The sequence below is a fragment of the Simiduia sp. genome, from assembly GCF_058345725.1.
Map to the genome: position 1 here is coordinate 1 of NZ_JBTUOC010000036.1, position 25,118 is coordinate 25,118.

The window sequence follows — 25,118 nt, forward strand, 5'->3', positions numbered from 1 at the left end:
CAGGCATTTTTCTCGTTGAGCCTGGGCATGGGTATCTTGATTACCTACGGCTCTTATATGAATAAGGCCAGTTCAATCACCAGCTCGGCTAAAATGGTGGCCCTAGCTGATACCGGCGTTGCCTTTTGCGCGGGTTTAATGATTCTTCCCGCCATTTTCAGCTTTAACCCTCAAACAGACCCCAGCCAGCTGTCCGACTCCTCCGTCAGCCTCATTTTCACCTTCTTGCCCAAGATATTTTTAGCCCTGCAGGCCAGCATCGGTTACTTGGGGGCGAGCGTCGTTGCCAGCGTATTCTTTTTACTGGTCTTTTTTGCCGCACTGACTTCTCTGGTTTCGATTATCGAAGTACCCGCAGCCAGCCTGGTCGATCAGAAAGGCTACAGCCGTAAAAAGGCTTTGTTGATACTGAATATCGGCATGATTCTATTCACGGTCGCCTGTACCGCCTCCTTCGGCATGGTGGGCTGGCTCACGGAGTTCGTCACCTACGCCAACGGACCCAAATCGCTGTTTGATGTGGTTTACGATATTTTCTACGACACCATTCTGCCCCTCAATGGTCTGCTGATTTGCCTGTTTGTGATCTATCGCTGGAAGAAGTCAAACCTCAATGAGGAGCTCGAAATGGGCGACGACGGCTTTAAGGGCTCAATGCTCGAGCGCTATATGAATTTTTCGCTGGGCACCTTTATCCCTCTATTGCTGGCACTGATTTTTATCAACACCGTGGCCATCAAATTTTTTGGCCAGTCACTGTTGGCAAGCATCGGTTTTTAAGCAGCGTGCAGCGCCCGGTCAAACCACCGGGTGCCGCCTGTAGCACTCCAGCACCGTCCTCTATATAATCGCCGCCCTATGGCTAAAGCAAAGAAAAAACCCGCAGACAACACCATCGCGCAGAACAAAAAAGCGCGCTTCGACTATGCCCTGGGCGAAAAGTTTGAGGCCGGCTTAGAGCTGCAAGGCTGGGAAGTTAAAAGCCTGCGCGCGGGTAAAGTGCAGTTGGTGGATAGCTTTGTGCAATTTCACCGCGGCGAAGCCTGGCTGATGGGCGCGCTCATCTCGCCCATTCAATCGGTTTCCACCCACTATGTGGCCGAGCCGAATCGCAAGCGCAAATTGCTACTGCACCGCAAAGAGCTAGCACGTTTACAGCAAGGGGTTGAACAAAAGGGTTATACCGTGGTGTGCACGGCACTCTATTGGAAAAATCACCTGGTGAAAGCTGCCGTGGCGCTGGCGAAAGGTAAGGCTGAGCACGACAAGCGCAATGTGGAAAAAGAGCGGGACTGGAACCGGGAAAAACAACGGCTGGTACGCGACCACAACCGCTAATTGGGTCTGCATTCGAGCCCCCCTCACTTGCGGAAATGCCCCGCTCAGACGTTTTACTTAGCAGCGCCCTTCGCTCAGCAGGGGCAATCGCCTGATATGGCCGGCTCTGTATGCCGCCGGTCTTTGACAATAATAATCGATAGTTGGACGCGTTCATGAGTGCACCCAGAGGTCAATTTACCAGTCGTTTTGGATTTATCATGGCCGCCGCAGGCTCCGCCGTGGGTTTGGGCAATATTTGGGGCTTCCCCACCCAAACGGCCAGTAATGGCGGTGCCGCCTTTGTATTGGTATACCTGATACTGGCTTTTGTGCTGGCGTACCCTGCACTGATGGCAGAACTGGTGATTGGTCGCCACGCCCGCGCTAACATTGTTACTGCCCTTGGCGGGCTGAGCGGCAATCCAACACTGCGGCGCCTGGGTCACTTGACCGGCTTTTACGGCGTCTTGACCGCCAGCTTAATCTTGAGCTTTTACACCATCGTCGCCGGTTGGATGATCTGTTATCTGGCCGCCTCTGTCACCGACTTGGCCGGCCACGATGTCAGCACCCAGTGGCTGACCACCATGTCGGTGGAGCGCAATCTACTTGCCAGTTTGCTCTTTGCAGGGCTAACTCTGTTTATTATTTCCAGCGGCGTGCAAAACGGCATCGAAAAGTGGTCCAGCCGCTTAATGCCCATGCTGGTGGGTCTACTGGTGCTGCTAATCATCTACGTATTAACCCAGCCAGGTGCCATGGCGGGCCTGAAAGTCTACCTAATGCCCGATATGAGCCGCGTGCTGGAGCCATCGCTAATTATCAGCGCCATGGGCCAGGCGTTTTTCTCGCTATCGCTGGGCGTGGGCACCATGCTGGTGTACGGCTCCTACCTGTCTAAAGAGGACAGCCTACCCCGCTTGGGCGCCATTGTGACGGTGGTGGATGTGGGCATTGCATTTATTGCGGGCCTGCTCATTCTGCCCGCCATGTTTGTCGCCAAAGAGGCCGGCATAACCATCACCAATGCCGACGGCAGCCTGATTGGCGACTCGGACATTATCTTCCAGGTTCTGCCGCCCTTGTTCGAATCCATGGGCGGTGCGGGCGATTTCGTGGCCCTGGCATTTTTCGCTCTGATGACCATTGCGGCACTGACCTCCTCCATCAGCATGCTCGAAGTACCAGTATCCCTGGCCGTCGAACGCTTTAACCTCCGCCGCCCGGTGGCTGCACTTTGCATAGGCGGCGCCATTTTTAGCGTCAGTGCGCTGGTTATCTTCAACTTCGACACCCTGTTTGTGTTTGTAATCGACCTGACCACCAAATACTCACAACCGCTGCTGGGCGTGGTTATTTGCCTCTACTGTGGCTGGGTATTCAAGCGCCACGCACTGTTGGAGGAGTTAAAGCAAGGGCAACCGGAGATTGAGCACGGCCTGTTTTGGAAAATATGGCCGCTGTACGTCAAGGTGGTCTGCCCACTGCTGATCCTGTTTACCTTTTGGCAGTCCATCCGATAAGCGCGCTGTTTAGTCCTTCCTTTATAGGTAAGCAACCTAAGCTGCCGCGCTGATAGAACGGCGCGGCACTTAAGTAACAAAATACCTAAAAATAGCCATACCTTCCCACTAATTTAACGCGCTGGCTCACTACTTTTGACTACACTGAAGCCCTGGGGTGCAGAGTAATTTTCCGTGCCAAACACCGGTTTTAGCGACACGTCTACCTATGATTCAGCCCTTAACCGGCATAACGCTCGCGACCTTGCTGGAGCATGCCGACATTGGTGTGGTTATCCATCACCTGGATACCACCGTCGCCTACGCCAATCCCACGGCGCTCAGGTTACTGCGCCTCAGCTATAAGCAACTGATCGGTTCAGATGCCTACGACCCGCGCTGGCAATTTCTGGACGAAAACAGCCACCCGTTGGCGCTCGAAGATTACCCGGTCAATCGGGTGCATTTGCAGGGCAAACCACTCAAAAACCAAATGTTGGGACTGGTTGATGGCAGCGATCAAGTCACCTGGTTTAATGTTAATGGCTACCTGGAAAAGTGTGCGCAAGGCGACGGGTTTATCGTCATCACCTTTACCGATGTCACCGACGCGCACAACCTCTTTTCCTTTGAAGATATTCTGCACAACACCCAAGACGTCGTTATCGTGACGGAGGCGGAAAACATTAACGCGCCCTTTGGGCCCAAGATTGTCTACGTCAACAAAGCCGCGGAAAGACTCACCGGGTATTCCCGAGCAGAGTTAATTGGGGAAACCCCGCGCCTGCTGCAGGGTAAGGACACCAGCGCAGAAAGCCGGGCCGCGATTCGAAGCGCACTGGAAGCGCACCTTCCCTGCACCGAAAAAATACTCAACTACAGTAAAAGCGGTCGCCCCTATTGGCTGGAGCTCAATATTATTCCCCTACGCAATCGCTTTGGCAAAATCACTCATTTTGCGGCCATAGAGCGGGATGTAACCGAGGCAACCTATTACCAAGACACGCTAGAAGCGCGCAATCGAGACCTCAAAAAACTCAAACAGGACCTGGAAACACTGGTGCAAAAACGCACCCAAGAACTTCAGGCCAGCAACCACAAACTCCAGCAGCAGGCGTTTTACGATAGCCTCACCAACCTGCCTAACCGACGCTGCTTTCTCAAACTCGCCCGCCAGCAAGTGGCCCGCATGGAGCGCACCGAATCGCTGCTACTGATTGGCATCGTAGATCTGGATGCCTTCAAAGCCATCAATGATACCCTGGGACACGATGCCGGCGACCGCGTACTGGTGCGCGTGGCCGAGTTACTCAACCAGCATTTCCGCGCTGAAGACGCCTTCGGGCGCTACGGCGGCGAGGAATTTGCCTTTGCCATACTGGTACACTCAACCGATGCCGCCACCGATCTATGTGAGCGGTTGCGCGAATTCCTGGCCAGTCACAGCGAAGATGCCGCCAGCAACACACCGGGGGTTACCGCCAGTATCGGCTACGCACTCTATCAGCGTGCCAACTTCAGCAATTTAACGCAGGCCTTTAAAGAGGCCGACCTGGCCCTGTACGAGGCCAAACAAAAGGGCCGCAATCGGGCCATTTGCTATCAGCTCGTGGAATCCCACTGACACGCCTTTCGAACCGCCTACAATGGCTGAAAAACTCCGTGCGCAATTTTGCTTGCCCCCCCTTGAAAAGCCCCTAGCCGCCCATAAATTTTCCAACATCTTTCGCGAAACACCTTGTTCCGGCACTGTCGCCTGCAACCCTGGAGCAACTAGCAATGGCTTTTTCGATGGATATGCCGTCCTGTCTCCCGATACCCCGGCGTGGGTGCCTTCGCGCTGTCAATCCCTTTTCATCCCCCCACTGTTTTTCCCACAATAACGGAGGACGCTATGCTGGAAGTCAGCCAGTTAAGCCGATGCTATGGCGCTTACCGCGCCGTAGACTCGGTGAGTTTTTCAATAACAAAGGGTGAAATTGTTGGTCTGCTGGGCCATAACGGCGCTGGTAAAACCACCATCATGAAAATGCTCAGCGGTTACCTTGAGCCAGATACCGGCACGATTAAGGTGGACGGTCGCTGCCTCGCCCAACACACCAAAAAGATTCAGAAGCAACTCGGCTACCTGCCGGAGAGCCTGCCGGTTTACCCGGAAATGCTGGTGGCAGACTACCTGGATTATGCCGCCGATTTGAAAGGGCTGACCGGCAGTGCCAAGCGCGAGGAAATTAAACGCGCCATTGCAGCGACCGATGTTGGCGCCAAACTCACGGCGCCCATCGCCACCCTGTCGCGCGGCTTCAAACAGCGAGTGGGCGTTGCCCAAGCGATCCTCGGGCGCCCCAAATTGCTGATTCTGGACGAGCCCAGCAACGGCCTGGACCCTGAGCAAACCCAGCAGATGCGCGCGCTGATTCGCGATATCGCCCAAGAGGCGACGGTCATACTATCGACCCACATCATGCAGGAAGTCGAGGCGCTCTGCTCGCGCGTGCTCATGGTGCGGGCCGGCAAGCTGGCGGTTGATGCGCAACTGTCGGATTTACAGCACAGCCACCGCATTCTGGTCGAAACCAGCTTGCCCCACGACCAGCGCGAGCTGCTGCAACAGGTTCCAGAGGTCAACCAGGTCGAAGCTCTGGCCGCCACGGGTACTGAGCAAAGCGACCCCAGCCCCACCTTTCGCTATGCGATCAGCCTGCAGCACAACGCTAACCAGCGTGCACTGTGTGGCCGAATTGCAGAAAAACTGGTGCAGTCGGGTCACCAGATATGGTGCTTAAAACCTGAGCAGCGCGACTTGGAGAGCCTGTTCAGAGACGTCAATGCCAACCACGTAGAGGAGGTGAACCGTGCAGCCTAAAGCGTCCTGTCAACCGCTGCTACGCATTGCCCGCAAAGAAATTACGCTCTTTTTTGCGTCGCCAGTGGCCTACTTATTTTTAGGCAGTTTTGCCGCCATTACGCTGTTTGTATTTTTCTGGGGCGAGGCCTTTTTCGCCCGCAATATCGCCGACGTTCGGCCGCTGTTTGAGTGGCTGCCACTGCTGCTGATATTTTTATGCGCAACGCTCACCATGCGCTTGTGGAGTGAGGAGCGACGCTCGGGCACGCTCGAACACGTACTCACCCAGGCCGTGCCCCTGTGGCATTTTGTTATCGGTAAGTTTCTGGGCTGCCTGTTCCTACTGGGGCTTGCCCTACTGATTACCCTGCTGCTGCCCGTCACGGTGGCGTTACTGGGTGACCTGGACTGGGGGCCTGTGTGGGCCGGCTATCTCGCCACCCTATTGCTGGGCGCGGCCTACCTCAGCATGGGCCTGTTTGTTTCTGCACGCAGCGACAACCCCATCGTTAGCCTGATTTCCGCCTCGGCACTGTGTGGATGTTTTTACCTCATTGGCAGCCCAATCATTACCGGCCTGTTCAGCAATGCCACCGCCGATTGGCTGACACTGCTCGGCACTGGCAGCCGTTTTGAGTCCATTACCCGCGGCGTCATCGATTTTCGCGATCTCTACTACTACCTGAGTATTGTGGCGGTCTTTTTAACCTTGAATACACTGGTTCTCGAACGCGAACGTTGGATATCTCAGGGACGTCGGCCACAACACCGGCACTGGCATTTTGTTACGGGGCTGTTGATTGCCAATGCACTTGGCGCCAACTTGTGGCTTGGGCAAATAACCGCCCTGCGTGTGGATGTGACCGAAGGTCAGCAGTATTCCATTTCCGACGCCACCCGCAATTACCTGCAACAGCTCCAGGAACCCCTACTCATTCGCGGCTACTTCAGTAGCAAAACTCATCCTCTGCTGGCGCCCCTGGTTCCGCAAATGCGCGATTTGATTCGCGAATACGAAATTGCCGGCCAGGGCCGCGTGCGCATTGAATTTATCGACCCGCTGTCGGCACCGGAACTCGAGCAAGAGGCCAACCAAAAATACGCCATTCAGCCGGTGCCTTTTCAAGTGGCCGATCGCTACCAATCGTCTATTGTCAGCAGCTACTTCAATATTTTGGTGGCCTATGGCGACGAGCACCAGGTGTTGGGCTTTCGCGACTTGATCGAAGTGCAGGCCCGCTCAGAGTCCGATCTGAATGTGCAGCTACGCAATCCCGAACACGACCTGACGCGCGCCATCAAAAAAGTTTTGCACAGCTACCAGGCGGGCGGCAATTTGTTTGACACCGTAAAAGGCACGCTGACCTTTAACGGCTATATCTCTGCCGATCAAAAACTGCCCGCCCAACTGGTGGAGTTCCGCTCCACCATGAACGAAGTCCTGGCTGAATTTAGCCGCCAGGCAGATGGGCGACTAACGGTTAAGGTGGAAGATCCAGAGGCGGGTGACGGTGCAGTGGGACAACACATTGCCGAAACCTACGGCTTTCGCCCCATGGCCACCAGCCTGCTGAGCAGCGACACCTTTTACTATTACATGACTCTGGCACAAGGCGATCAAGTGGTGCAACTACCGCTCGACGATTTGAGCGAGGACAGCTTTAAGCGCAATATCGAAGCCGGCATTAAACGCTTTGCCACCGGCTTCACCAAAACGGTGGCGGTGGTGGCACCCAACGCCTCACCCTATGGCGGCAGGGGCGCAAGCTTTAACCGGCTCGAGCAATTTCTGGGCGCTGAACTCAACATTCAGCGCGAGGATCTCAGCGACGGTACCGTCAGCGGTCAGGCCGACTTGCTGCTGCTACTGGCACCGGAGAATCTGGATAAAAAATCGCTGTTTGCGGTGGACCAGTTCCTGATGCAAGGCGGGACTGTCATTGCCGCCACGTCGCCCTACTCGGCCAATCTGTCCAGCCGGAGTCTGAACTTGCGCGAACTAGACAGTGGCCTGCAGGACTGGCTGACGCACCACGGCTTAACGATCGATAAACAATTGGTGCTCGACCCGCAAAACAGCGCATTCCCGGTACCGGTCACGCGCAATTTGGGCGGCTTTCAAATTCAGGACATGCGCCTGTTGGACTACCCCTACTTTCCCGATCTGCGGGCAGAGGAGCTGAATCAAACGCACCCCATGACGCGCGCTTTGGGACAATTGACCCTCGCCTGGGCATCGCCAATTCGTCTCGACGCGGACGCCAATGCCGAGCGCAAGGTCACCGAGTTGCTGCACTCCTCGGCCAGCGCGGGGCTATCCAACTCAATGGACATCATGCCTAAACTGGATGCCCAGGGCCTGAACCTGCTGCAACCGGAAAGGGACATCGGCCGACACCTGTTGGGGGTCGCGAGCGAAGGACGGTTTACCTCCTACTTTGCCGATCAGACCTCGCCGCTCCTCGAGGACAAGTCCGCCGACACCAGCGCCACTGACGACGAATCAGACGCTTCCACAGAGGACGCGCCTGTTATCGGCCGCGTGATCGACAAGTCACCGGCCTCTGCGCGGATTATTTTGTTTGCCTCTAACGATTTTCTCAGGGATCAGATTCTCACACTGGCAGGCAGCGCAGCCCAGAGCGACTACCTCAACAGCCTGCAATTGGCGGCCAATGCCGTCGACTGGTCGTTAGAGGATGCGGGCCTCATGAGCATTCGATCGCGCGGCCACTTCAACCGCACACTGCCGCCCATTGATCAGTCCACCCAGGAGCTGTGGGAATACGCTAACTACCTGCTGGCGGCACTGGCATTGGCGCTTATAGCCTTGCTGGCACATCAGCGCAAACGGGCGAAAACCCGCGCATATCAACTATTGCTGACCCACTGACAGGAGGGCCAAATGAAAAAGTTTCCACAACTCCTGAGCGGCCTGCTAGTGCTGCAGTTACTCCTAGCCTCAGGCTTATTCTGGCTGCAGCAACCCGCCGAAACTGCGGCGCCCAGGCCTTTGCTAGCCGACGCCGCAAGCATCGACAAAATTGTGATCAAAGACGGTGAGCTGAGCACGACTTTGGTGAAAAAGGCGGGTCGATGGCAATTACCAATGCTGGATGACTTGCCAGCCGACGCTGGCAAAATTGACACGGCGCTGTCGAGCTTGCAACAACAGCAAACTCAACACCCGATCACCACACAGACCAACAGCCACGAGCGCTTTGCCGTCACGGAAGCCGCCGCTGAACGCCAGCTTACGCTGTATCGGGGCGACGAGCCAGTGACCGAGCTACTACTGGGCGATTCGGCGGGCCTACGTCAATTGCATGTGCGTCGCGCAAACGAAGATGCGGTGTATGCAGTACAGCTAAGCCACTACGACTTTCCCGGTGAAAGCAGCCAATGGCTGGATCGAAAACTGCTGGCCGCCGACCAGCCGTTGGAAATTTCTAGCGTCGACTTCACACTCAAAAAAGCGCAGGATCGCTGGCAGCTCGACACTCAGTCGGAAGCGGCAGAAAAGCTGACACTGGACTCGGGTAAAGCTAATGCACTGGCTACGGCCATCAGCCAATTGCGCGTGCAGGCACCCGCCGATATCGCCAAGTTGGAAAACCCCAAAACCTTGGACGTTAAAGTGGAGGGTAAAGCCGAGCCCTTGCGCTATAAATTCGCTGAACTCGAAGGGCGCCACTATGTGATGCGTGAAGACATTGGCAGGGTGTTCGAACTCAGCGCCTACGATTACGGACGGCTGAATATCGAGGCGGTCACCGATTTATTGGTACAACAGACCGCCGACGATAGCGAGGAGAGTACCGATACGCTGAGCAGTAAGCCGACTGAGTCAGGCGAAGCGCCCTCGGCAGGACGCTCCTAATCCCTGCTCGACACAAGAGCCCCGCAATGCGGGGCTTTTCTATATTCTCAAGAAATAACGTAACGAATTTTTCTAGCAAAATTTTCTAGCGCGCTTGCCCCCAACCCACCTTGAAATTCGTTATTGCCACCCTATCTACACAGTGTAGGCGGCAGGGCTGAACAGCCTGTTGACTACACACGTTGTTTTTCACATGTATCGCTTATAGTGAGGGTATATTATGAATGCAATCGACTTAACACCGCTCTACCGGAACAGCATCGGCTTCGACCGACTGGCATCGCTGCTCGACAGCGCACTGAGCGCCGATGCAGTGACCTCCGGCTATCCGCCTTACAATATCGAAGAGCTGGAAGAAAACCACTACGGTATTACCCTTGCCGTGGCCGGCTTTGAAGAAAGCGAACTCGATATTACCGTCGAGAAAGGGGTTTTAACCGTTCGCGGTAAAAAGGCCAAAGAGGAAAATCGCAAATATCTCCACCAGGGCATTGCCAATCGCGCCTTTGAACGCAAGTTCAATCTAGCTGATTACGTCCAGGTAACGGGCGCGGATCTGACCAATGGGCTGCTCACCATCAGCTTGGTGAAAGAAGTGCCCGAGGCAATGAAACCCCGGACCATTGCTATCAACAAACACAGCAATGTGTTGGAGCACAAGTCCGACAGCAAGCAGGAAAAAGCTGCCTGATGTAGAGGCCTGGGCCGCAAGGGCCCAGGCCCGTTTAATCCCTTACGGTAGCCTCGCCTGTTTTGCACAGCACACCTGAAGGAGTTATGCGATGAACTTACAAAGATTGAACCCACTCAATTGGTTTAAAAGAGACCACGTAGCGGCCGTAAAGCCACACGCGGCAAGCGGCCAACCGGATGCTTACACGCCAAACCAGCAAGCCGTTTGGCCCGTCGCCTGGCAACCGCTGGAAGAGCTACAGTGTGCTTTTGACCGCTTCTTCGACAAGCTGTTTGGCACCGCGCATTGGCCCACCACGCCGCCCAGTGCGCTGGACTCGAGACAGTTAGCGACCACAGATCTGACTAGCCGTACAGATCGCTACCAGCTGTCACTTGCGGTTCCCGGTTTCGACGCAGGTGATCTCGATGTCCAGGTGGAGGGCAATACACTGCTTGTCAGTGGGCGCGTACAACAAGAATCTGCGCACTCACTGCAACTGGGCCAGTGCATCAGCTACCGCCAGGCACAGTTTGTCCGCCGTTTTCCCTTGCCTCAAGATGTCGACACTGGGGCCATAAGCGCACATTTCGCACAGGGAAATCTCCAGGTCATTCTGCCCAGGCGCGCTAACCAAGCGCACCGTATCAACCGAATACCCATTATTCATTAGTGCAACTGGACCCGGTGATCGGCCGGGTCCCCAGCCATCATCGCCGATTGGACGTTTTGCTATGCGTTTTTGCTTGCCACACCTTTCGTTAATCGCCGGCCTGTTGTGGCAAACCTTAGCCCTGGGTGCGCTGCCAAATACCGCAGCGGAGGGCAAGCCGTTTCCCTCGCTGGCGCCTATGTTGCAATCGGTAAACCCTGCGGTGGTCAACATCGCCACCTATTCCACGCAGCAATACAGCTATAACCCGCTGCTGAACGATCCATTTTTTCGGCATTTTTTTAACGTACCCAAGCAACCCGAGCGCCAGCGAAAGCGACAGCAAAGCGCTGGCTCCGGCGTTATTGTGGATGCCGAGTACGGCATCATCATCACCAATTTTCACGTCATAAAAGACGCCGACCAAATTCAAGTATCGCTGGCCGATGGCCGGAGCTTTGCCGCGACCCTGCGCGGCACTGATCCGGATTTGGATATTGCTGTATTACAAATTGACGCCAATGCACTGGTGGCCGTGAGTACGCGGCTGCGCCACAAACTGGAAGTAGGCGATTTTGTAGTGGCCATAGGCAATCCCTTTGGCCTGGGCCAAACAGTCACAACGGGCATTGTTAGCGCACTGGGGCGCAGCGGCCTTGGCATCGAAGGCTACGAAAATTTTATTCAAACGGACGCCTCGATCAATCCTGGCAACTCGGGCGGGGCGCTAGTCAATTTAGCGGGCGAATTGGTAGGCATCAATACCGCCATCATTGCACCGGCTGGTGGCAACGTTGGGATAGGCTTTGCAATCCCCACAAAAATGGCCATGGCAAGCATGCGTCAAATATTGCAACACGGCAAAGTGACACGCGGGGAACTGGGCATTAAATTACAAGATATCAGCCCCGACTTACGGGACGCCTTTCAGTTGGCACCGGGGCAAAAAGGCGTATTAGTTACCGAGGTGCCCCAACGCTCTAGCGGTCACCAAGCGGGCTTAAAAGTAGGCGATATTATTCAGGCCGTGGACGGAGAGCCCACGCACAGCAGCGCCCAACTACTCAGTCAGCTGGCCATCAAGGCCGTGGGTGAATTCGCCCAGCTACAGGTGTTGCGCGACGGCCGCAGGCTCACGCTGCAGGCACAAATGGCACTGCCACAGCTGGCCAACACAGATGCCGGAAAAATTCATCCGCTGTTACGCGGCCTGCAGCTGGAGCCAACGGCCGATAATCACGGCGTCTGGATCACCGCCATGGCCAGTAATTCCCTGGCGGCCTACCGGGGCCTCCGGCCGGGCGATGTAATCATTGCCGCCAATAAACAGCGCATTGGCACCCTATCGGATTTAGCCGAGGCAGCGCGCACCAACCGCCAACACCTATTGCTGCAAATTCTGCGCAATGGCCGCAGCTACTATGTGCAACTGCACTAGCGCATTAGATAGGACCATATCTACATACAGGTTAGCTAGAGCGTCTCGGCGTAAGGTGCCAGAACAACATCGTACACCTGCGCCTGGCGAGCGGCATCTGCAAGTGCAACGTAAGTCCGCGCATGGGGTTTGGCATGGGCGCGAATCACCACGCCGGCCTTGGGGTTTTCGGCGTGCAAACGCGCAATATTGGCGCGCACCGCGCTCACATCCACCCTGCGCTGGGCCATCCAGATATCGTTATTGGCTTTAACGTCTATCACTATCGCTGGCGCATCGCTGCGATCAGGCGTGCTCGGCGGCGGTAGTTGAGTATTGATGACGGACTCCTTAACGAAGGCCGCCGTCACCACAAAGAAAATCAGCATGATAAATACAACGTCGAGCATTGGCGTCAGATCAATGTGAGATTCGGATTCCACAGTTGGGTATTTTCTGGACAAGAAACTTTCCTCCGGCGAAACGCGCGCCACACACCTGGTCGGTACTCACACCTACAAAGCAGTACAGGCCCCGTGATTAGCGCTTGGCAAGATGAAGGTAGATATCTGAACGATCAGCGCTCGCGCTGACAACACAGATACGTTCAAGCGTTAGCCTCAACTGGCTACGTTTTCAGTATAGTTCGCCGTCACCGACACCAGGCAAGAATTTTCTGCGCCAAGGCCTGCGGTTGCTCGAGCGGCAACATATGTCCACAGCCCGATATCAGTGTTTGGGATACCTTGGGGTTGCGCTGTTCAAGCGCCGCCACCCAGGCGCGATCGACCAGCTGATCTCGATCGCCATAGCAGTACACAATGGGGATAGACAGCATGGCCAGCGGGTCTAGCAAATCGCTGCGCCCACTGGTTACTGTTAACTGGTTAATAAGATTTTCCACACCCAGGCACTTATCCATGGCCCGCATACATTCTGCAATTGCTACACGCCACAGATTTTCTGGCGCCACCATTTGAGCGATTTTACTGTCGTGTAATCCGCGGTAGCCAAAGCGTTTAATGGCGTGCAAAAGCTGTTGTCGCTGTCTGACTTCAGCACTGGGAAGCGCACAACCACTGTTGGCGCAAATCATCAAGCGCTCAATACGCGCCGGCTGGGCGACAGCCAGCGATGCAGCCAAGTAGCCGCCCAGAGAAAACCCAAATAACTTCACAGGGTGATCCGGCAGCTGATCTAGTAATTGCGCCACAGCATGGGTGAGCGAACTGGCCATAGGAATGGAGAGGTGTACACAATTCAGTTCAGTTAATTCCGGCCAAAGCCACTGCCACAATTGTTCGTTGCACTGGGTGCCAGGAATAAAATAAACGGTGTCTGCGCGCATGACTATTCGACCGTCAACTGAATATTTAGCAAGAGGGACGCAAATAGTGTCACACTTGTTGCTGGCCGGCTATACCTCGCGCCGCATGTGTTGCGCAATGGAATCCATATGCTTGCCCATCTCGCGCAATGCCGCCAGGGAGTCCTGCTCGACTTGCTGCGTGGCGTGACTAAAACGTTTCGCCAGCTCTCGACCCGGGCCGTCAAGATAGCTGACCACCTCCATTTTGCCGAGATGTGCCTGTACAGCCGCGTGATCAATTTGCGTTTTGGCGTTTCGCGCGCTGCGCTGTGCGAAGGCGTCCATGGCTTTACTGCCGGCATCCCAGGCTGTTTTAACTTCCATTACAGCAAGATGTGCCTGCAACCTTGCCTCATCTCCTGCGTGCGAGAGGTTTTCAGTGGCCTCATCCAGGCGCGAATCCAAACCCGATAATTTTCGACCAGCAGTTTGCCAAAGCGACGCTACCGCGTCATCGGCATGTTGAAACTGCTCTTTCATTGCGCCCAATAAATCTGCTAATTTCTTGCGCGTGTTTTTAGCCTCTTCGTTCAATGCATCGCTCATAGCGCCTTCCTTCTTTGGATAACCGTTGGATGGCAGCCCCCAGCAGGAAGCCGCTTGAAAGCTTAACGCTAGCAGGCGAGCAATGTGAAACATTGAGGTATATCAATTAGTGATCAAAAGATGGCTGCTAAAAGGAAGAAACACAATTATCGACTGCCGCCGCACCCCTAACGTACAATTTGCGGCCTTTTTAGTTCGACGCCGGCGCCCTTATCATGACAAGCGACAAGCTCACCCCCTACACCTGCGAACAGCAACTGTACCAGGCTTCGGTGCCGGTTTTTCAACGCTACCTGCAGCAACTTGGCCACATAGTCCGCAAACTGCAAAGCGCGTCGACAGACCCACATCGAACCAAGGCCCTGCTCTCTGCGACACTGGCCCCTCACATGTTTGACGTGGCGCAACAAATCACCACAGCGGCGAGCTTTGCCCTGCGCGCCTGTTATCCGCTCGCGGGCCAACCGGTTCCGGCGCTCGCACACGATTTGAAGGATGTCGCCTCGCTGCTGGGGTGGTTGGCGCACTGCCAGCGCGCCCTGGCACAATTAGCCCAAACTGATTTCGACGCAACGCGCAGGATAGAAACACAGGCGGGCGAGGCCCAACTGTCGCTGTCGGCGCACGAGTACCTACAGCACTACGCACTGCCAAACTTTTTATTTCACGTGTCCATGGTCTATGCCATTTTGCGACGCGAAGGCGTGCCCTTGAGCAAGGGCGATTTTGACGGCTTTCACCGCTACGCCCCAGATTTTCACTTTGTTTAGGTGGTTGCGGTAGCCGGTGCTTTGAGTATCCGGTGCGCAGCCTGTAAATGCTCTGCGGCCTCTCGGCCCAACGCCGTCAAATAGCCCCCATCCACATGGTCTACCAGGCCTTTTTCAAACAGGCGCCGCGCGGCGGCAATGGACTGGGGCGAGGCCTGGCTATGTACTTTTAAACCCGCCAGGGAACTGCTGAGGTCAAACTGTAACAGTAAATTAAATTCGTCCTGCAATTGTGCCGATAGCGCCATGGTTAACCTCTATGTGTCTGTTGTTATGGCCTGACAGTAGCAGCCTTGCGCGCAGCTGACCAGCCACCCCTTGAACCCAAGGGCTATCGCAAGCTAGCCTTAAGCTGAAAATAACGGCGAATCGGTATTGACTCGCCCCACCTTGCGCAAATCACCTCGCACATGTAATCGGAGGCCTAGATGCCCTATTCCACCCAAAATTGGTGCCAGCGCCCGCTGTTGGCCATTCTGTTGTTCGCGCTCGCCCTACCAGGCTTGGCCGAGCCTAGCGACTCTGCAAAACTGCGCCAGCAACTCGACGCCTTTTTACAGGGCGCCAGTACCAATGACCGAGCCAGCCACGATAACTTTTGGGCAGATGACCTGATTTACACCAGCTCCAGCGGCCAGCGATTTGGCAAAGCGACACTGATGGCAGGTCTATCCGCCGCGCCAGAGAACTCAGCGGTTGCCGTTACACACCGCTATTGGGCCGAAGATGTCACCATCAACATGTATGGTAAAACCGCCGTCGTGGCCTTTCGCTTAATGGGCGAAACAAACGACAACGGCAAGGTGAGCCGCCAGGCTTACTACAACACGGGCACCTTTGCGAAACGGGATGGCCAGTGGCGGGCTGTGGCGTGGCAGGCCACCAAGATTCCCACCAGTAACCCAGAGTAACTCGCCTATCGTGGGCTCGCCCAAGGCGCCAATCTGACCGGGCTAGCCGTTGCCCGCCATCAGCACCTTTTCCACATCGGATAATTTACTGGCCTTGCCTTCGTTATTGAGCAATTCATCAAGGGTCAGCTGATAGCTGGGGGCAAACACTTTGAGGAAGTAGTTCACCTCTGGCAACTGGTAGGCGGACAAACGCTCGGCAATGTCCTCGGCCGCTTTACTGAACTCCTGATTGCCCGTTGCCAGCTCTGCCTGACATTTCAAATAGGCCGACAAGGTATCCGCCGCCTTGATCAACTGACGGTGCTCCGCAGGCAGGCGCGACTCCAACATGAAGTTGGCGAAGTCCTCGCGCAGGACCTCGGGCAACAGCGCCACCAGCTCTTGCTCGGCTTCGTGCTCAATGGCCTTGTAGGCCTGCTGAATCGCGGCGGAGTGGTATTTAATGGGCGACGGCATATCGCCAGTAATGACTTCGCTGCAGTCGTGGTACAGCGCTGCAGTGGCAATGGCCTGGGCATCTACGTTGCCACCATAGACGCGGTTGCGGATGATACCCAGCGCGTGGGCAATGGCAGAGACCTCCCAGCTGTGCTCCATCACATTTTCCGCTATGGCGTTGCGCTTTAATCCCCAGCGCACAATCCAGCGAATTTTGCTGATATAGGCAAAAAAATGGCTTCGCTTAAACACTGTATATTCCTCCAGTAAAAACGCCATTGTAGGCGCCCTGGCGGCAATTGAGAAGTGCCCGTCGCGTCGCTCAAAAAATGATCAACAGCTTGGTATTTGCTGATCTCAATACCTGTGCACAGACACCATGCCGCGGCTAAAGCGGCAATGCGCGGGACACCCACTGCAGCAATCCGACGCGCAATTAAAATGGTGACCAAACTTCAGCTTTGATTCAGCTTTAGGCCCATAGACTGGCCGCCACAGACATCAATTAGTGGAAAAAACATGAATCAGCGACCTTGGGCTTTATATTTCAATGTGATTACTTTCAGTGTTGTGGCCATTTGTGTGCTGTTGGGTGGCTGCGCAGCCGAGCGCGCACCTATCGCTACGGCATCCCCTGCTGCGGAGTCGGTCTACACACGCCAACACCCGGTGTTTGGCGAGCAGCGTATCGTCATCTTTGGCGTGAGTGCCGCCGCAGTACCAAGGTATTTACAATCGGAAAAACTGATTGCCGGGGCGGCCATTACGCACCTAAAACACGCCTTAAATCCCGGCGCCGATCACTGGCTGGGGATCGACCAAACCCCCGACGGGGTGTTGACGGGCTACCCACTCACCTACCCCTCGGCCAACCACGCGAATCCAGCGGTAGCCTTCACGCCCTACCTCGCATTTGTCGCCGTCGATGCCAGTCAGCACCAAACCTTGCTGTTTCGCGCACCGGCCGAGCGGCATGTACAACTCATTCTGCGGGCCAGCCCCAAAGCCCCGTCAGACGAGCAATTTGGCCGTCAGGCAACAACCAATGCATTACCGGTTTTTGAGATAGTGGGGTACGCCGATACACCCTTTTTGTTTGGGGATGGCGAATTTGCCTTCGACGCCTAAACGAGCGCGCACTTTTCTCGAAGTGCCCTTAGATAAACGATTGGCTGCCAGGGCGCCGCCGGCTATCGCAAGCAATCATTGTGCAGTAGTAGCCAGCCCCAACTCCAACTTATCGAGCGCGGCAATACGAATGCGCTCGGGTCCACTGAAGTGATAATTCCGCAACTGGGCCAGTAAGGTCGGATCGGGAATTTCATCAGCAGCACCTTGCAGTGCTCGCAATTCAACTCGATAGGCCGCCACTCTCGCCTGCCAGTCCGCTCGCTGTCGATCGCGCGCCTGCAGGCGCGCAGCCGCCGCCTCGCCAAACTCGGCTCTGCGCGCCGACAAAACCGCCTGATCGTCGGCGAAGGACTGCAGCAGTAGATCGTCCGCGGCCACGGTTTCGGCCAGTTTATCGGCCGCCTCCGACTGGCGCACAGAGGCCGGCGCCTCGGCAGCCAGGCGCGCCAATTGTTCAGTGCGTTCGGCCGCCGAAAGGCTATCGTCGTTGGTAATTGCAAGCCGTGCTAAAAGGTAATCCTGTGTATCGTCTTCATCGCCAAATAATGCACGACTGTGTTCGTCACTGAAAAAAGTGGCACGCGCCTGGCGCTCGGCCACAATCAATTCTCGAACTGTGGTTAAGTTGAACGATGTACCACCAGACTGTTGTTCAAAATCATTTTTCAATACACCTTGATGGTTGCGAAATTGCACATAGGCAGACAACAATTGCAGCCCTTGCGCCTGAGCTGCGGGCGGCAATTGAGTTGTCAGATCGTGCTTGATCCGCGCAATCACATGCTCTAACGGCTCTTCGCCCAAGGCGGTCAGGTAGTATTCAAAAAGATTGCGCAATGCGCTATCAACCACCAACTGGCCATCGTCATCAAGCGTCAAGGGCGACGGCCGCGGCACATCCGCTAGCGAAACCGGCAAGGTGTTAATAAATGCCGTATAGGCAATGTCGGGCGCGCTGGCCTGCGCAACCACCTGCGCTAATTGCTCAGCGGAAGCCACCGGCTCTGCACCGGTGGCCAAGGGGGTTACCGCACTTGGCGAAGGCGCCGCAATTGGCGTGGCCTGGGGGCGCGTTAACCCGTGCACCCCCAATACCAACACCAACACCAGCAGTACAAAGACACACCCCCGCCAAGAAAACGCCATATCAATTCCACCTTGCTCGCATGCAGTCTTTAAAGTCCCGCCGCCTTCAACCGGCGCGCGTGCGACACATAAAGTTGCACAGGATTAGTGGACCAAAGACCGCGCAAGCCAAACATGCCGTTCACTTCGTCGGTGTGATTGAGCGTATAGTCATCGCGAATCACTTGGCCCATGTGCGAGGAACAACGCCCCACCAGGCCGTCGTTGGCCTCGCCAATCGACAGCCACGTCAGTCCCAACAATGCGTCGGCAGGGTCTAATACATTGGAATCAAACGCCGGCGTATAGGTACCGCTCCAGGAGTAATAGCGCACGCCATTGACTTTGCGGGGACCGTCGTTGACGGAGTAATCCTTCACGTAATTGGGCCACCACCAAGAACCAGCATTGTAGCTGGGCGTTTGTTTACAGCTTCCTTGACGCAAGCCCTGCGGGTGCATCGCATTAAAGGCCTTTGCCCCCTGGGTGTTTAAAGATTTCAGTGCACCCAGTGCATTCTGCTTTTGTGAACTGTCGCCCGATAGCGCGGCTAACAATGCACCTACAGCGTTACCGATCGCCATGGCCGGGCCTTCGAGCGGCGAATCTTTCAGTAAATCCGCCACAGGCGAGCCAAAATGTGGCGACCCCACCGAGGTGACTGATGCGACTAAATCCGGTCGCACAGAAGCCACGTAGCGCGCCGTTGGGCCGCCTTGTGAATGGCCGATCAAATTGACTTTCTGCGCTCCGGTGACCGCCAACAGGTTTTCCACATAGGCGAGCAGCTCTTCGCCGCGCGCTTCGTTGCTGGCAAAAGCTGTTACTTGTGGTGTGTAAACAGCGGTGGCACCCACAGAGCGCAACGCGCTTTTCACACCGTAAAAATAATCGGCGAGAATGCTGTCAAAACCTGAAAGGCCGTGTACGAGTACTATGGGATGCTGGGTATTGCCGGAGTTGTCGGCACTGTGCGCGGGAAGCGCGACTAATGCCGTTAGTGCGATGAGTGTGCATGAGGCAATTAGCCTGCAACTGAGGTTTCTCAGAGTCATAGCGGTGTCCTTTTGTATTATTATTTTTTTGCACATTGATACGCGCTGGCGCGCTCAAGGTGTCATTGCTCACCTCCTGTCAGCCTGTACCTCAACAACTTGCCGTGGTGTTTTCGCACTGCAGTTACTTCACCTATCGCCCACGTCGGCCGCAAGAAAGTGATGAAACAATAGCCATGACGTTCCTTGAACACAATTTCTCGGCGACAATTTTTGTGACGCTATAGTCACTGTTACCGAAAGAAACTGTGACCTACGAGTCAACTTCTCCGTGTTCCCAATCGATAAAAAATGTAACACTCTTACTCAAAAAAATAACGAGCAGATCTCACGGGAGTACCGATACTAACGCCGACACACGCCACAAAGTGCGCTCAAAAAACAGGGCCCGACTGGGCCCTGTGGCGGGGAAATACCACTAGCCGTAATTGTGCACCGGGGTGCCGGCCAGCGCGGCAATGTTTAATAGACCGCGCGCCGTAATAGTGGGAGAGACAATATGAGCCTTGTTACCCATGCCCATTAAAATGGGCCCTACTTCTAAACCGTCGGCACACACTTTTAGAATATTTCGCGCGGCGCTGGCGGCATCGGCATTGGCAAACACCAACACATTGGCCGGCTCGCTGAAGCGCGCATGGGGGAATATTCGCTCGCGCAATTCTGGGTCCAGCGCGACATCCAACGTCATTTCGCCCTCGTAGCCGAAATCCAGTGTTTGCGCATCCAGAAGCGCAATGGCTGCGCGCATGGTGTCGCCGGACTTAGATTGCATGTTGCCAAACTGCGACTGCGAGCAAAGCGCTATGCGAGGAGTTAAACCAAAGCGGCGAACGTGGCGGGCCGCGGCAATCACGATATCGGCCACCTGCGCCGGCGTAGGCTCGGGAAATACATGGGTATCGGCAATAAATAACGGGCCTTTTTCCTGCAACATAAGCGACAGCGCACCCACTGGACGCAGCTTATCTGTGCCCAGCACTTGTTGCACATAATTCAAGTGCCACAGGTACTGACCAAAGGTACCGCAGATCATGCTGTCGGCGTCACCACGCTGCACAGCCACCGCGGCGATGGCGGTGGCATTAGTGCGCATAATTACCTTTGCCAAGTCCGGGGTTACGCCCTTGCGTTGCATCAAACGGTGATAGCTGGCCCAGTAATCGCTGTAGCGCTCGTCGTGCTCGGGATTGATAAGTTCAAAATCCCGGCCCGGTTTAATGTGCATGCCAAAGCGTTCCAGGCGACTTTCGACCACTTCGGGACGCCCGATCAAAATCGGCTTGTGGTTCATCTCCTCGGTGATGGCCTGTGCAGCGCGCAACACGCGCTCGTCTTCACCCTCGGCAAAAATAATCCGCCGCACGGCACTGCGCGCGACATCAAATACCGGGCGCATGATCAATGCGGATTTAAACACCGAGCGATTTAACGTCTCTTTGTAGGCATTGAGATCGTCGATGGGACGCGCCGCCACACCGGTTTCCATGGCCGCCTTGGCCACCGCGCAGGCCACCGTCGCCAGCAGGCGCGGATCGAAAGGTTTTGGAATCAGATACTCGGGGCCAAACTTCAGGTTTTCACCTTTATAAGCGGCGGCGGCTTCGGCGCTGGTGGAGGCACGCGCGAGCGCCGCAATACCTTCGACGCAGCCAATTTCCATGGCGTCGTTAATTTCTGTGGCGCCAACATCCAACGCGCCGCGAAAAATAAACGGAAAGCACAAAACGTTGTTGACCTGATTCGGAAAATCCGAGCGACCAGTGGCAATAATGGCGTCGGGACTGGCCTCGCGCGCCAGATCGGGCATGATTTCGGGCGTGGGGTTGGCCAGCGCGAAAATAATAGGACGGGGCGCCATTTTTTTCACCATGGCAGGCGTTAGTACACCGGGCCCAGACAGCCCCAAAAAGAGATCCGCGCCGCCTATCACATCGTCCAGGGTGCGCAGCTCGCTGGCCTGGGCAAAGGCCGCTTTTTGCTCGGTCATTTGGCTGGTGCGCCCTTCATAGACCAGGCCATCGATATCGCACAGCCAGATATTTTCGCGCTTCACGCCCAGCTTGACCAACATGTTCAGGCATGCAATGCCCGCCGCGCCACCGCCGGTCGATACCACCTTGATGTCTTCAAACGCTTTTTCCGCCACAAACAACGCATTGGTTACAGCAGCGCCTACCACAATGGCGGTACCGTGTTGATCGTCGTGGAAGACCGGGATGTTCATGCGCTCGCGGCATAATTTTTCGACGACAAAACAGTCAGGCGCCTTGATGTCTTCTAGGTTGATCGCGCCGAACGTGGGCTCGAGTGCCGTGACAATATCCGCCAGTTTTTCTGGGTCCGATTCATTCACCTCAATATCGAAGCAATCGATATTGGCGAACTTTTTAAACAATACCGCCTTGCCCTCCATAATGGGCTTGGACGCCAGCGGGCCAATATTGCCAAGCCCCAGCGCAGCAGACCCGTTGCTCACCACGGCCACCAAATTGCCGCGGGCGGTATACTTTGCCGCCGCCGCCGGATCGGCCACAATTTCCATGCACGCCTCGGCGACACCGGGCGAATAGGCGCGCGCTAAGTCGCGGCCATTGGCCAAGGGTTTGGTGGCGCGAATTTCCAGTTTGCCGGGTTTAGGAAATTCGTGGTAATCCAGCGCCGGGTGGCGGCTGGGTGACTGACGATCATCTGACATGAAAACCTCTGGTATGCAATCGCTTTAGCGCCTTTGAATGGGCGCCGTACTGGCGTCTTTGGTCGGCCGTAAAGCCCTACAGAATAGCATTGACTGGCGCCCGCTCCTAACCCCAAGAGGTACCTGAAATGGGCCACATGGCCAAGGGATATGGGTCCAGTTTGGCGCCCGTGTCGCCCGGGTGTAATTACGGGTCGCAGCCGCGTATCAGGCAGACCCAAAGCGCAGCGGGTTTTGGGCCGCAGTCCAGGGCGGGTACTTTTGCATGGCGGCGGCAAACAGATCGGACGCCAGCCAGTCCGATAACCACCCGCGCAAGTGCGGATAGGGGCTGACGTCAAACCAAGTGCGATCCACGTGGGCAAATTGGCGCACAAAAGGAAAAACGGCCAAATCAATGGCGCTTGGCCGAGCGCCTGTTAAGTAGCCACCGCTATCACTCAAACGATCTTCTAATTGTTGTAGAAACAACTCACCCTGTTGCCGGTAGTAGCTGTGCGACTGTTCTGGGTAGCGATCGGCGTATTTGTAGCGATCCAGCCAGGGTTTAAATTCCGCGTCGTTGGCGTCCACCCACTGCAGTGTCCGCTCGGTGACCGAACAAAACATAGGGTGCTGTGGGTGATGACGGGCCACCCAGGTCAGAATATCGCGACTTTCCTCCAACACCTCTCCACTAGTCAGCACCAGTACCGGCACCGTGGCTTTGGGCGACACCTGCACGAGCGCCTCGGGCTTGGCGCGCAACAGTACTTCGCGCAATTCCACAGTCACACCCGCGGCCAATAACGCCAATCGGGCGCGCATGGCGTAGGGACAACGTCGGAACGAATACAAAACAGGCAATGTCATAAATAATTCGCAGGGCAGAGTGCACAGTCAGCAGCCATTGTAACGGCCCTTCCACGGCGGCAACAACGCTAGGGCTGGTGACGCACGGGTCTTGCGAGCGCATCGCTCACCAGGCGCACGAGATCGGTGGGAAGCTGACGGTGTAGACGGTAGTTATCCAATGCGGCTTTCACCGAGGGCCGCAAGGCGTGCGCAATGGCCTCCCCAAGATCCGGTAACTTGTGCAACCAGATTGCCAGTCCCTGGGCGTGCAGTCGCGCCGCGTGATCAAACTGGTCGTAATCGACCGGGTATACCACCGAGGGAATGGCTCGTTGCAAGCAGTGATACATAATACCTGCGCCACCGTGATGTACGACCAAATCGTAACTTGCCAGGTGTTCGGCATAATTGACATATGCTAAACGCACACATCGCCCCTTGGCGTCGGCACGTTCAGCTGGTGCGTCAGCGGCGCGACCTTCGGTAAAATGGATCTGCCAACCACGTAACGCCGGCGCCAGTTGCACTAGCTGCTGCCAAACCGCAACTTTGTGCCAGTGCAAGTGCGTACCCAGTGTCACTAGCATATGGCGCTGTCCCGGTACAAAGGGCGGCGGCGCGCACGTCTGTGGTGGCGTATACAATTGTGGCCCAATAAACGCGCAGGCGGCGGGCCAAGTGCGCGGAAATTCAAAGGCTCTATCGCCCAAACACAAAATGCGCTCGGGCGAATAAATGGTTTCAGTGCCATCTGGCCGATACACTTGCGTTACACCCAAACGTTGGATTGCGCGCCGACACAGAAAAAATACCGTGCGTTTAAAAAACCGCACCAGCCGACGCCCAAGCCAGTTGCGCAGGCGACCAAGCGCGTGCTGCGCGGGTGCCCAGCCGCCCAAATACGCGGGCGGACCATCCACACATTCTAAAACGCAGGGCGACGGCAAACTTGTCCACCAGCGCAGCCCCTGGCGCGCCGCAATCGGGCCCACTGGCGCCAGCGTAAAATCGGCAATTAATAAATCCACCTGCCGGTGCCGATACAGCGCCTCCAACTGCTCGGCCAAGGCCGCAAACATCCCCATGACCTGGCTAAATTGGCGCGCCAATTTGTGTGGCGCGGCTTTGATTGCATAGGGCGGATTCACCACGGCCATCAGAGCCTCGTCGTCTATGGCGGTCAATAGCTGGCAGGCCAAGCCCGCCGCGCGAATATCTGCCTCCGCCGCCGGCGTCGACAAAATGCATACGTCAAAACCGGCGCGCGACAGTTGCCGGCCCATGGCCAACACCGGGTGTAAATGCCCTTTAAAAGGCGGCGCTAATAAATCCACGCGGGCGACCATGCGCATTCCCTATTGGTTCATTGATTGTTACTGCCAAGCGATGCCTGCCATTGCCTCAGGGCCGCCACTGCAATCTCCAGCAAGGCATCACCGACTAAATAATCCATATGACCAGCATTAACTAGATGGTCGACCTCGCTGAAATACCAACGCGATAAACGGTCGCGTCGGCCCTGCACCAATGCCCCCTGCCAGGGCCCTCGCGCCTTGGCAACCGGACCATAGGCCAGCACCCACAGTTTGTGCCGATAGGCTTCAGGTAACTGCAGCGCATTCAACAGGGCCAACCCACAACTGCCCGCCAGAATTAACACCTGTGAATAGTGATCAAAACACTGCGTAACAGCGGGTCGGTGGATGAGCGCAAAATCTGACCGGCGGGCGGCCAAATACTGGCGCGTATTGGCCAGGCTTGCTCGCCACAAAGGCACAGTGCGATGGGGCGGTGTCTGGTGCGCGTACGGAAAGTTTGTGGCCACCAGCTCTGTGCCCGGACAGCGCGATTGCAAAGCTTTACCAAAAGCCAGTTGCTGAGGACTGAGCGCGCAGCAACCGGGATCACTTTGACCGGTGAGAAAGGCAATACCGACGGTCATAGGC

24 protein-coding genes are annotated in these 25,118 nt (G+C 55.8%); 13 read left to right on the top strand and 11 right to left on the bottom strand.

All coding sequences use genetic code 11. From position 1 onward, the window contains the following. From ACW8F6_RS09005 to ACW8F6_RS09050, 10 genes are all read left to right on the top strand, one after another. The coding region (locus tag ACW8F6_RS09005) for a sodium-dependent transporter (RefSeq protein ID WP_491575528.1) at nt 1-780 on the top strand (780 nt) is incomplete at its 5' end. Nucleotides 781-858: 78 nt separating this feature from the next. Continuing rightward, complete coding sequence (smpB, locus tag ACW8F6_RS09010) at nt 859-1,338, top strand: SsrA-binding protein SmpB (RefSeq protein ID WP_491575529.1); 480 nt, start codon at nt 859-861, stop codon at nt 1,336-1,338. A 155-nt stretch (nt 1,339-1,493) separates the two neighbouring features. After that, nucleotides 1,494-2,843 carry a sodium-dependent transporter gene (locus tag ACW8F6_RS09015; RefSeq protein WP_491575530.1) on the top strand — a complete coding sequence of 450 codons (1,350 nt, stop codon included), beginning with the start codon at nt 1,494-1,496 and terminating at the stop codon, nt 2,841-2,843. A gap of 208 nt (nt 2,844-3,051) precedes the next feature. Then, complete coding sequence (locus tag ACW8F6_RS09020) at nt 3,052-4,446, top strand: sensor domain-containing diguanylate cyclase (protein WP_491575531.1); 1,395 nt, start codon at nt 3,052-3,054, stop codon at nt 4,444-4,446. A gap of 270 nt (nt 4,447-4,716) precedes the next feature. Further along, nucleotides 4,717-5,688, top strand: coding sequence for an ABC transporter ATP-binding protein (locus tag ACW8F6_RS09025; protein ID WP_491575532.1), 972 nt, complete (start codon nt 4,717-4,719; stop codon nt 5,686-5,688). Next, nucleotides 5,678-8,563, top strand: coding sequence for a Gldg family protein (locus tag ACW8F6_RS09030; protein ID WP_491575533.1), 2,886 nt, complete (start codon nt 5,678-5,680; stop codon nt 8,561-8,563). Before ACW8F6_RS09025 ends, ACW8F6_RS09030 begins: the two co-directional genes overlap by 11 nt. A gap of 12 nt (nt 8,564-8,575) precedes the next feature. Next, entirely contained in the window at nt 8,576-9,550 is a 975-nt protein-coding gene (locus tag ACW8F6_RS09035; RefSeq protein ID WP_491575534.1) for a DUF4340 domain-containing protein, read from the top strand. A 220-nt stretch (nt 9,551-9,770) separates the two neighbouring features. Continuing rightward, nucleotides 9,771-10,241 (top strand): Hsp20 family protein, encoded by a 471-nt coding sequence (locus tag ACW8F6_RS09040; RefSeq protein WP_491575535.1) that lies wholly within the window; start codon nt 9,771-9,773, stop codon nt 10,239-10,241. A gap of 91 nt (nt 10,242-10,332) precedes the next feature. Next, nucleotides 10,333-10,896, top strand: a complete 564-nt coding sequence (locus ACW8F6_RS09045) for an Hsp20/alpha crystallin family protein (RefSeq protein ID WP_491575536.1) — start codon at nt 10,333-10,335, stop codon at nt 10,894-10,896. Between the two features lie 61 nt (nt 10,897-10,957). Continuing rightward, complete coding sequence (locus tag ACW8F6_RS09050) at nt 10,958-12,313, top strand: Do family serine endopeptidase (protein ID WP_491575537.1); 1,356 nt, start codon at nt 10,958-10,960, stop codon at nt 12,311-12,313. Nucleotides 12,314-12,348: 35 nt separating this feature from the next. Here the strand turns inward: ACW8F6_RS09050 and ACW8F6_RS09055 are convergent, their stop codons facing one another. The 3 genes from ACW8F6_RS09055 to ACW8F6_RS09065 all read right to left on the bottom strand — a co-directional run bounded on the left by ACW8F6_RS09055 (nt 12,349) and on the right by ACW8F6_RS09065 (nt 14,207). Next, on the bottom strand, nt 12,349-12,756 hold the full coding sequence (locus ACW8F6_RS09055; RefSeq protein WP_491575538.1) for an ExbD/TolR family protein: 408 nt from the start codon (nt 12,754-12,756) through the stop codon (nt 12,349-12,351). A 188-nt stretch (nt 12,757-12,944) separates the two neighbouring features. Beyond that, a complete protein-coding gene (locus ACW8F6_RS09060; protein ID WP_491575539.1) occupies nt 12,945-13,640 on the bottom strand; it encodes an alpha/beta fold hydrolase in 696 nt (231 codons plus the stop codon). 69 nt (nt 13,641-13,709) lie between these two features. Continuing rightward, nucleotides 13,710-14,207 (bottom strand): hypothetical protein, encoded by a 498-nt coding sequence (locus ACW8F6_RS09065; RefSeq protein ID WP_491575540.1) that lies wholly within the window; start codon nt 14,205-14,207, stop codon nt 13,710-13,712. Nucleotides 14,208-14,422: 215 nt separating this feature from the next. Between ACW8F6_RS09065 and ACW8F6_RS09070 the strand changes: the two genes are divergently transcribed. Beyond that, nucleotides 14,423-14,977, top strand: a complete 555-nt coding sequence (locus tag ACW8F6_RS09070) for a DUF1993 family protein (RefSeq protein ID WP_491575541.1) — start codon at nt 14,423-14,425, stop codon at nt 14,975-14,977. On the opposite strand, the gene ACW8F6_RS09075 is transcribed toward ACW8F6_RS09070, so the two are convergent. Continuing rightward, nucleotides 14,974-15,225: a TIGR02647 family protein gene (locus ACW8F6_RS09075; RefSeq protein WP_491575542.1), complete on the bottom strand. Its 252-nt coding sequence runs from the start codon at nt 15,223-15,225 to the stop codon at nt 14,974-14,976. The two genes, ACW8F6_RS09070 and ACW8F6_RS09075, sit on opposite strands and share 4 nt — an antisense overlap. Nucleotides 15,226-15,405: 180 nt before the next feature. Here ACW8F6_RS09075 and ACW8F6_RS09080 point away from each other — a divergent pair, with 180 nt between their 5' ends. Further along, complete coding sequence (locus ACW8F6_RS09080) at nt 15,406-15,888, top strand: nuclear transport factor 2 family protein (protein ID WP_491575543.1); 483 nt, start codon at nt 15,406-15,408, stop codon at nt 15,886-15,888. Nucleotides 15,889-15,930: 42 nt separating this feature from the next. Here ACW8F6_RS09080 and yfbR read toward each other — a convergent pair whose 3' ends face one another. Beyond that, nucleotides 15,931-16,608, bottom strand: a complete 678-nt coding sequence (gene yfbR, locus ACW8F6_RS09085; protein WP_491575544.1) for a 5'-deoxynucleotidase — start codon at nt 16,606-16,608, stop codon at nt 15,931-15,933. Between the two features lie 240 nt (nt 16,609-16,848). Here yfbR and ACW8F6_RS09090 point away from each other — a divergent pair, with 240 nt between their 5' ends. Then, entirely contained in the window at nt 16,849-17,457 is a 609-nt protein-coding gene (locus ACW8F6_RS09090) for a hypothetical protein (protein ID WP_491575545.1), read from the top strand. A gap of 75 nt (nt 17,458-17,532) precedes the next feature. On the opposite strand, the gene ACW8F6_RS09095 is transcribed toward ACW8F6_RS09090, so the two are convergent. The 6 genes from ACW8F6_RS09095 to ACW8F6_RS09120 form a co-directional block, all read right to left on the bottom strand. Continuing rightward, complete coding sequence (locus ACW8F6_RS09095) at nt 17,533-18,606, bottom strand: lipase secretion chaperone (protein ID WP_491575546.1); 1,074 nt, start codon at nt 18,604-18,606, stop codon at nt 17,533-17,535. Nucleotides 18,607-18,635: 29 nt separating this feature from the next. Continuing rightward, nucleotides 18,636-19,640, bottom strand: a complete 1,005-nt coding sequence (locus ACW8F6_RS09100; protein WP_491575547.1) for an esterase/lipase family protein — start codon at nt 19,638-19,640, stop codon at nt 18,636-18,638. Between the two features lie 418 nt (nt 19,641-20,058). Continuing rightward, nucleotides 20,059-22,338: an NADP-dependent malic enzyme gene (locus ACW8F6_RS09105; RefSeq protein WP_491575548.1), complete on the bottom strand. Its 2,280-nt coding sequence runs from the start codon at nt 22,336-22,338 to the stop codon at nt 20,059-20,061. Between the two features lie 207 nt (nt 22,339-22,545). After that, entirely contained in the window at nt 22,546-23,190 is a 645-nt protein-coding gene (locus ACW8F6_RS09110; RefSeq protein ID WP_491575549.1) for a glutathione S-transferase, read from the bottom strand. Between the two features lie 68 nt (nt 23,191-23,258). Beyond that, nucleotides 23,259-24,518 (bottom strand): glycosyltransferase, encoded by a 1,260-nt coding sequence (locus ACW8F6_RS09115; protein ID WP_491575550.1) that lies wholly within the window; start codon nt 24,516-24,518, stop codon nt 23,259-23,261. Between the two features lie 17 nt (nt 24,519-24,535). Further along, the gene (locus ACW8F6_RS09120; RefSeq protein WP_491575551.1) at nt 24,536-25,114 is read right to left on the bottom strand and encodes a hypothetical protein; all 579 of its coding nucleotides are present in this window, start codon (nt 25,112-25,114) and stop codon (nt 24,536-24,538) included. Between the last annotated feature and the right edge of the window lie 4 nt (nt 25,115-25,118).

Excerpts from the sequence above, each read along its gene's own strand:
- smpB (WP_491575529.1), top strand. The coding sequence starts at position 859 with ATGGCTAAAGCAAAGAAAAAACCCGCAGACAACACCATCGCGCAGAAC.
- ACW8F6_RS09015 (WP_491575530.1), top strand. The coding sequence starts at position 1,494 with ATGAGTGCACCCAGAGGTCAATTTACCAGTCGTTTTGGATTTATCATG.
- ACW8F6_RS09020 (WP_491575531.1), top strand. The coding sequence starts at position 3,052 with ATGATTCAGCCCTTAACCGGCATAACGCTCGCGACCTTGCTGGAGCAT.
- ACW8F6_RS09025 (WP_491575532.1), top strand. The coding sequence starts at position 4,717 with ATGCTGGAAGTCAGCCAGTTAAGCCGATGCTATGGCGCTTACCGCGCC.
- ACW8F6_RS09035 (WP_491575534.1), top strand. The coding sequence starts at position 8,576 with ATGAAAAAGTTTCCACAACTCCTGAGCGGCCTGCTAGTGCTGCAGTTA.
- ACW8F6_RS09040 (WP_491575535.1), top strand. The coding sequence starts at position 9,771 with ATGAATGCAATCGACTTAACACCGCTCTACCGGAACAGCATCGGCTTC.
- ACW8F6_RS09045 (WP_491575536.1), top strand. The coding sequence starts at position 10,333 with ATGAACTTACAAAGATTGAACCCACTCAATTGGTTTAAAAGAGACCAC.
- ACW8F6_RS09050 (WP_491575537.1), top strand. The coding sequence starts at position 10,958 with ATGCGTTTTTGCTTGCCACACCTTTCGTTAATCGCCGGCCTGTTGTGG.
- ACW8F6_RS09060 (WP_491575539.1), bottom strand. The coding sequence starts at position 13,640 with ATGCGCGCAGACACCGTTTATTTTATTCCTGGCACCCAGTGCAACGAA.
- ACW8F6_RS09065 (WP_491575540.1), bottom strand. The coding sequence starts at position 14,207 with ATGAGCGATGCATTGAACGAAGAGGCTAAAAACACGCGCAAGAAATTA.
- ACW8F6_RS09070 (WP_491575541.1), top strand. The coding sequence starts at position 14,423 with ATGACAAGCGACAAGCTCACCCCCTACACCTGCGAACAGCAACTGTAC.
- ACW8F6_RS09075 (WP_491575542.1), bottom strand. The coding sequence starts at position 15,225 with ATGGCGCTATCGGCACAATTGCAGGACGAATTTAATTTACTGTTACAG.
- ACW8F6_RS09080 (WP_491575543.1), top strand. The coding sequence starts at position 15,406 with ATGCCCTATTCCACCCAAAATTGGTGCCAGCGCCCGCTGTTGGCCATT.
- yfbR (WP_491575544.1), bottom strand. The coding sequence starts at position 16,608 with ATGGCGTTTTTACTGGAGGAATATACAGTGTTTAAGCGAAGCCATTTT.
- ACW8F6_RS09090 (WP_491575545.1), top strand. The coding sequence starts at position 16,849 with ATGAATCAGCGACCTTGGGCTTTATATTTCAATGTGATTACTTTCAGT.
- ACW8F6_RS09095 (WP_491575546.1), bottom strand. The coding sequence starts at position 18,606 with ATGGCGTTTTCTTGGCGGGGGTGTGTCTTTGTACTGCTGGTGTTGGTG.
- ACW8F6_RS09100 (WP_491575547.1), bottom strand. The coding sequence starts at position 19,640 with ATGACTCTGAGAAACCTCAGTTGCAGGCTAATTGCCTCATGCACACTC.
- ACW8F6_RS09105 (WP_491575548.1), bottom strand. The coding sequence starts at position 22,338 with ATGTCAGATGATCGTCAGTCACCCAGCCGCCACCCGGCGCTGGATTAC.
- ACW8F6_RS09110 (WP_491575549.1), bottom strand. The coding sequence starts at position 23,190 with ATGACATTGCCTGTTTTGTATTCGTTCCGACGTTGTCCCTACGCCATG.
- ACW8F6_RS09115 (WP_491575550.1), bottom strand. The coding sequence starts at position 24,518 with ATGGTCGCCCGCGTGGATTTATTAGCGCCGCCTTTTAAAGGGCATTTA.
- ACW8F6_RS09120 (WP_491575551.1), bottom strand. The coding sequence starts at position 25,114 with ATGACCGTCGGTATTGCCTTTCTCACCGGTCAAAGTGATCCCGGTTGC.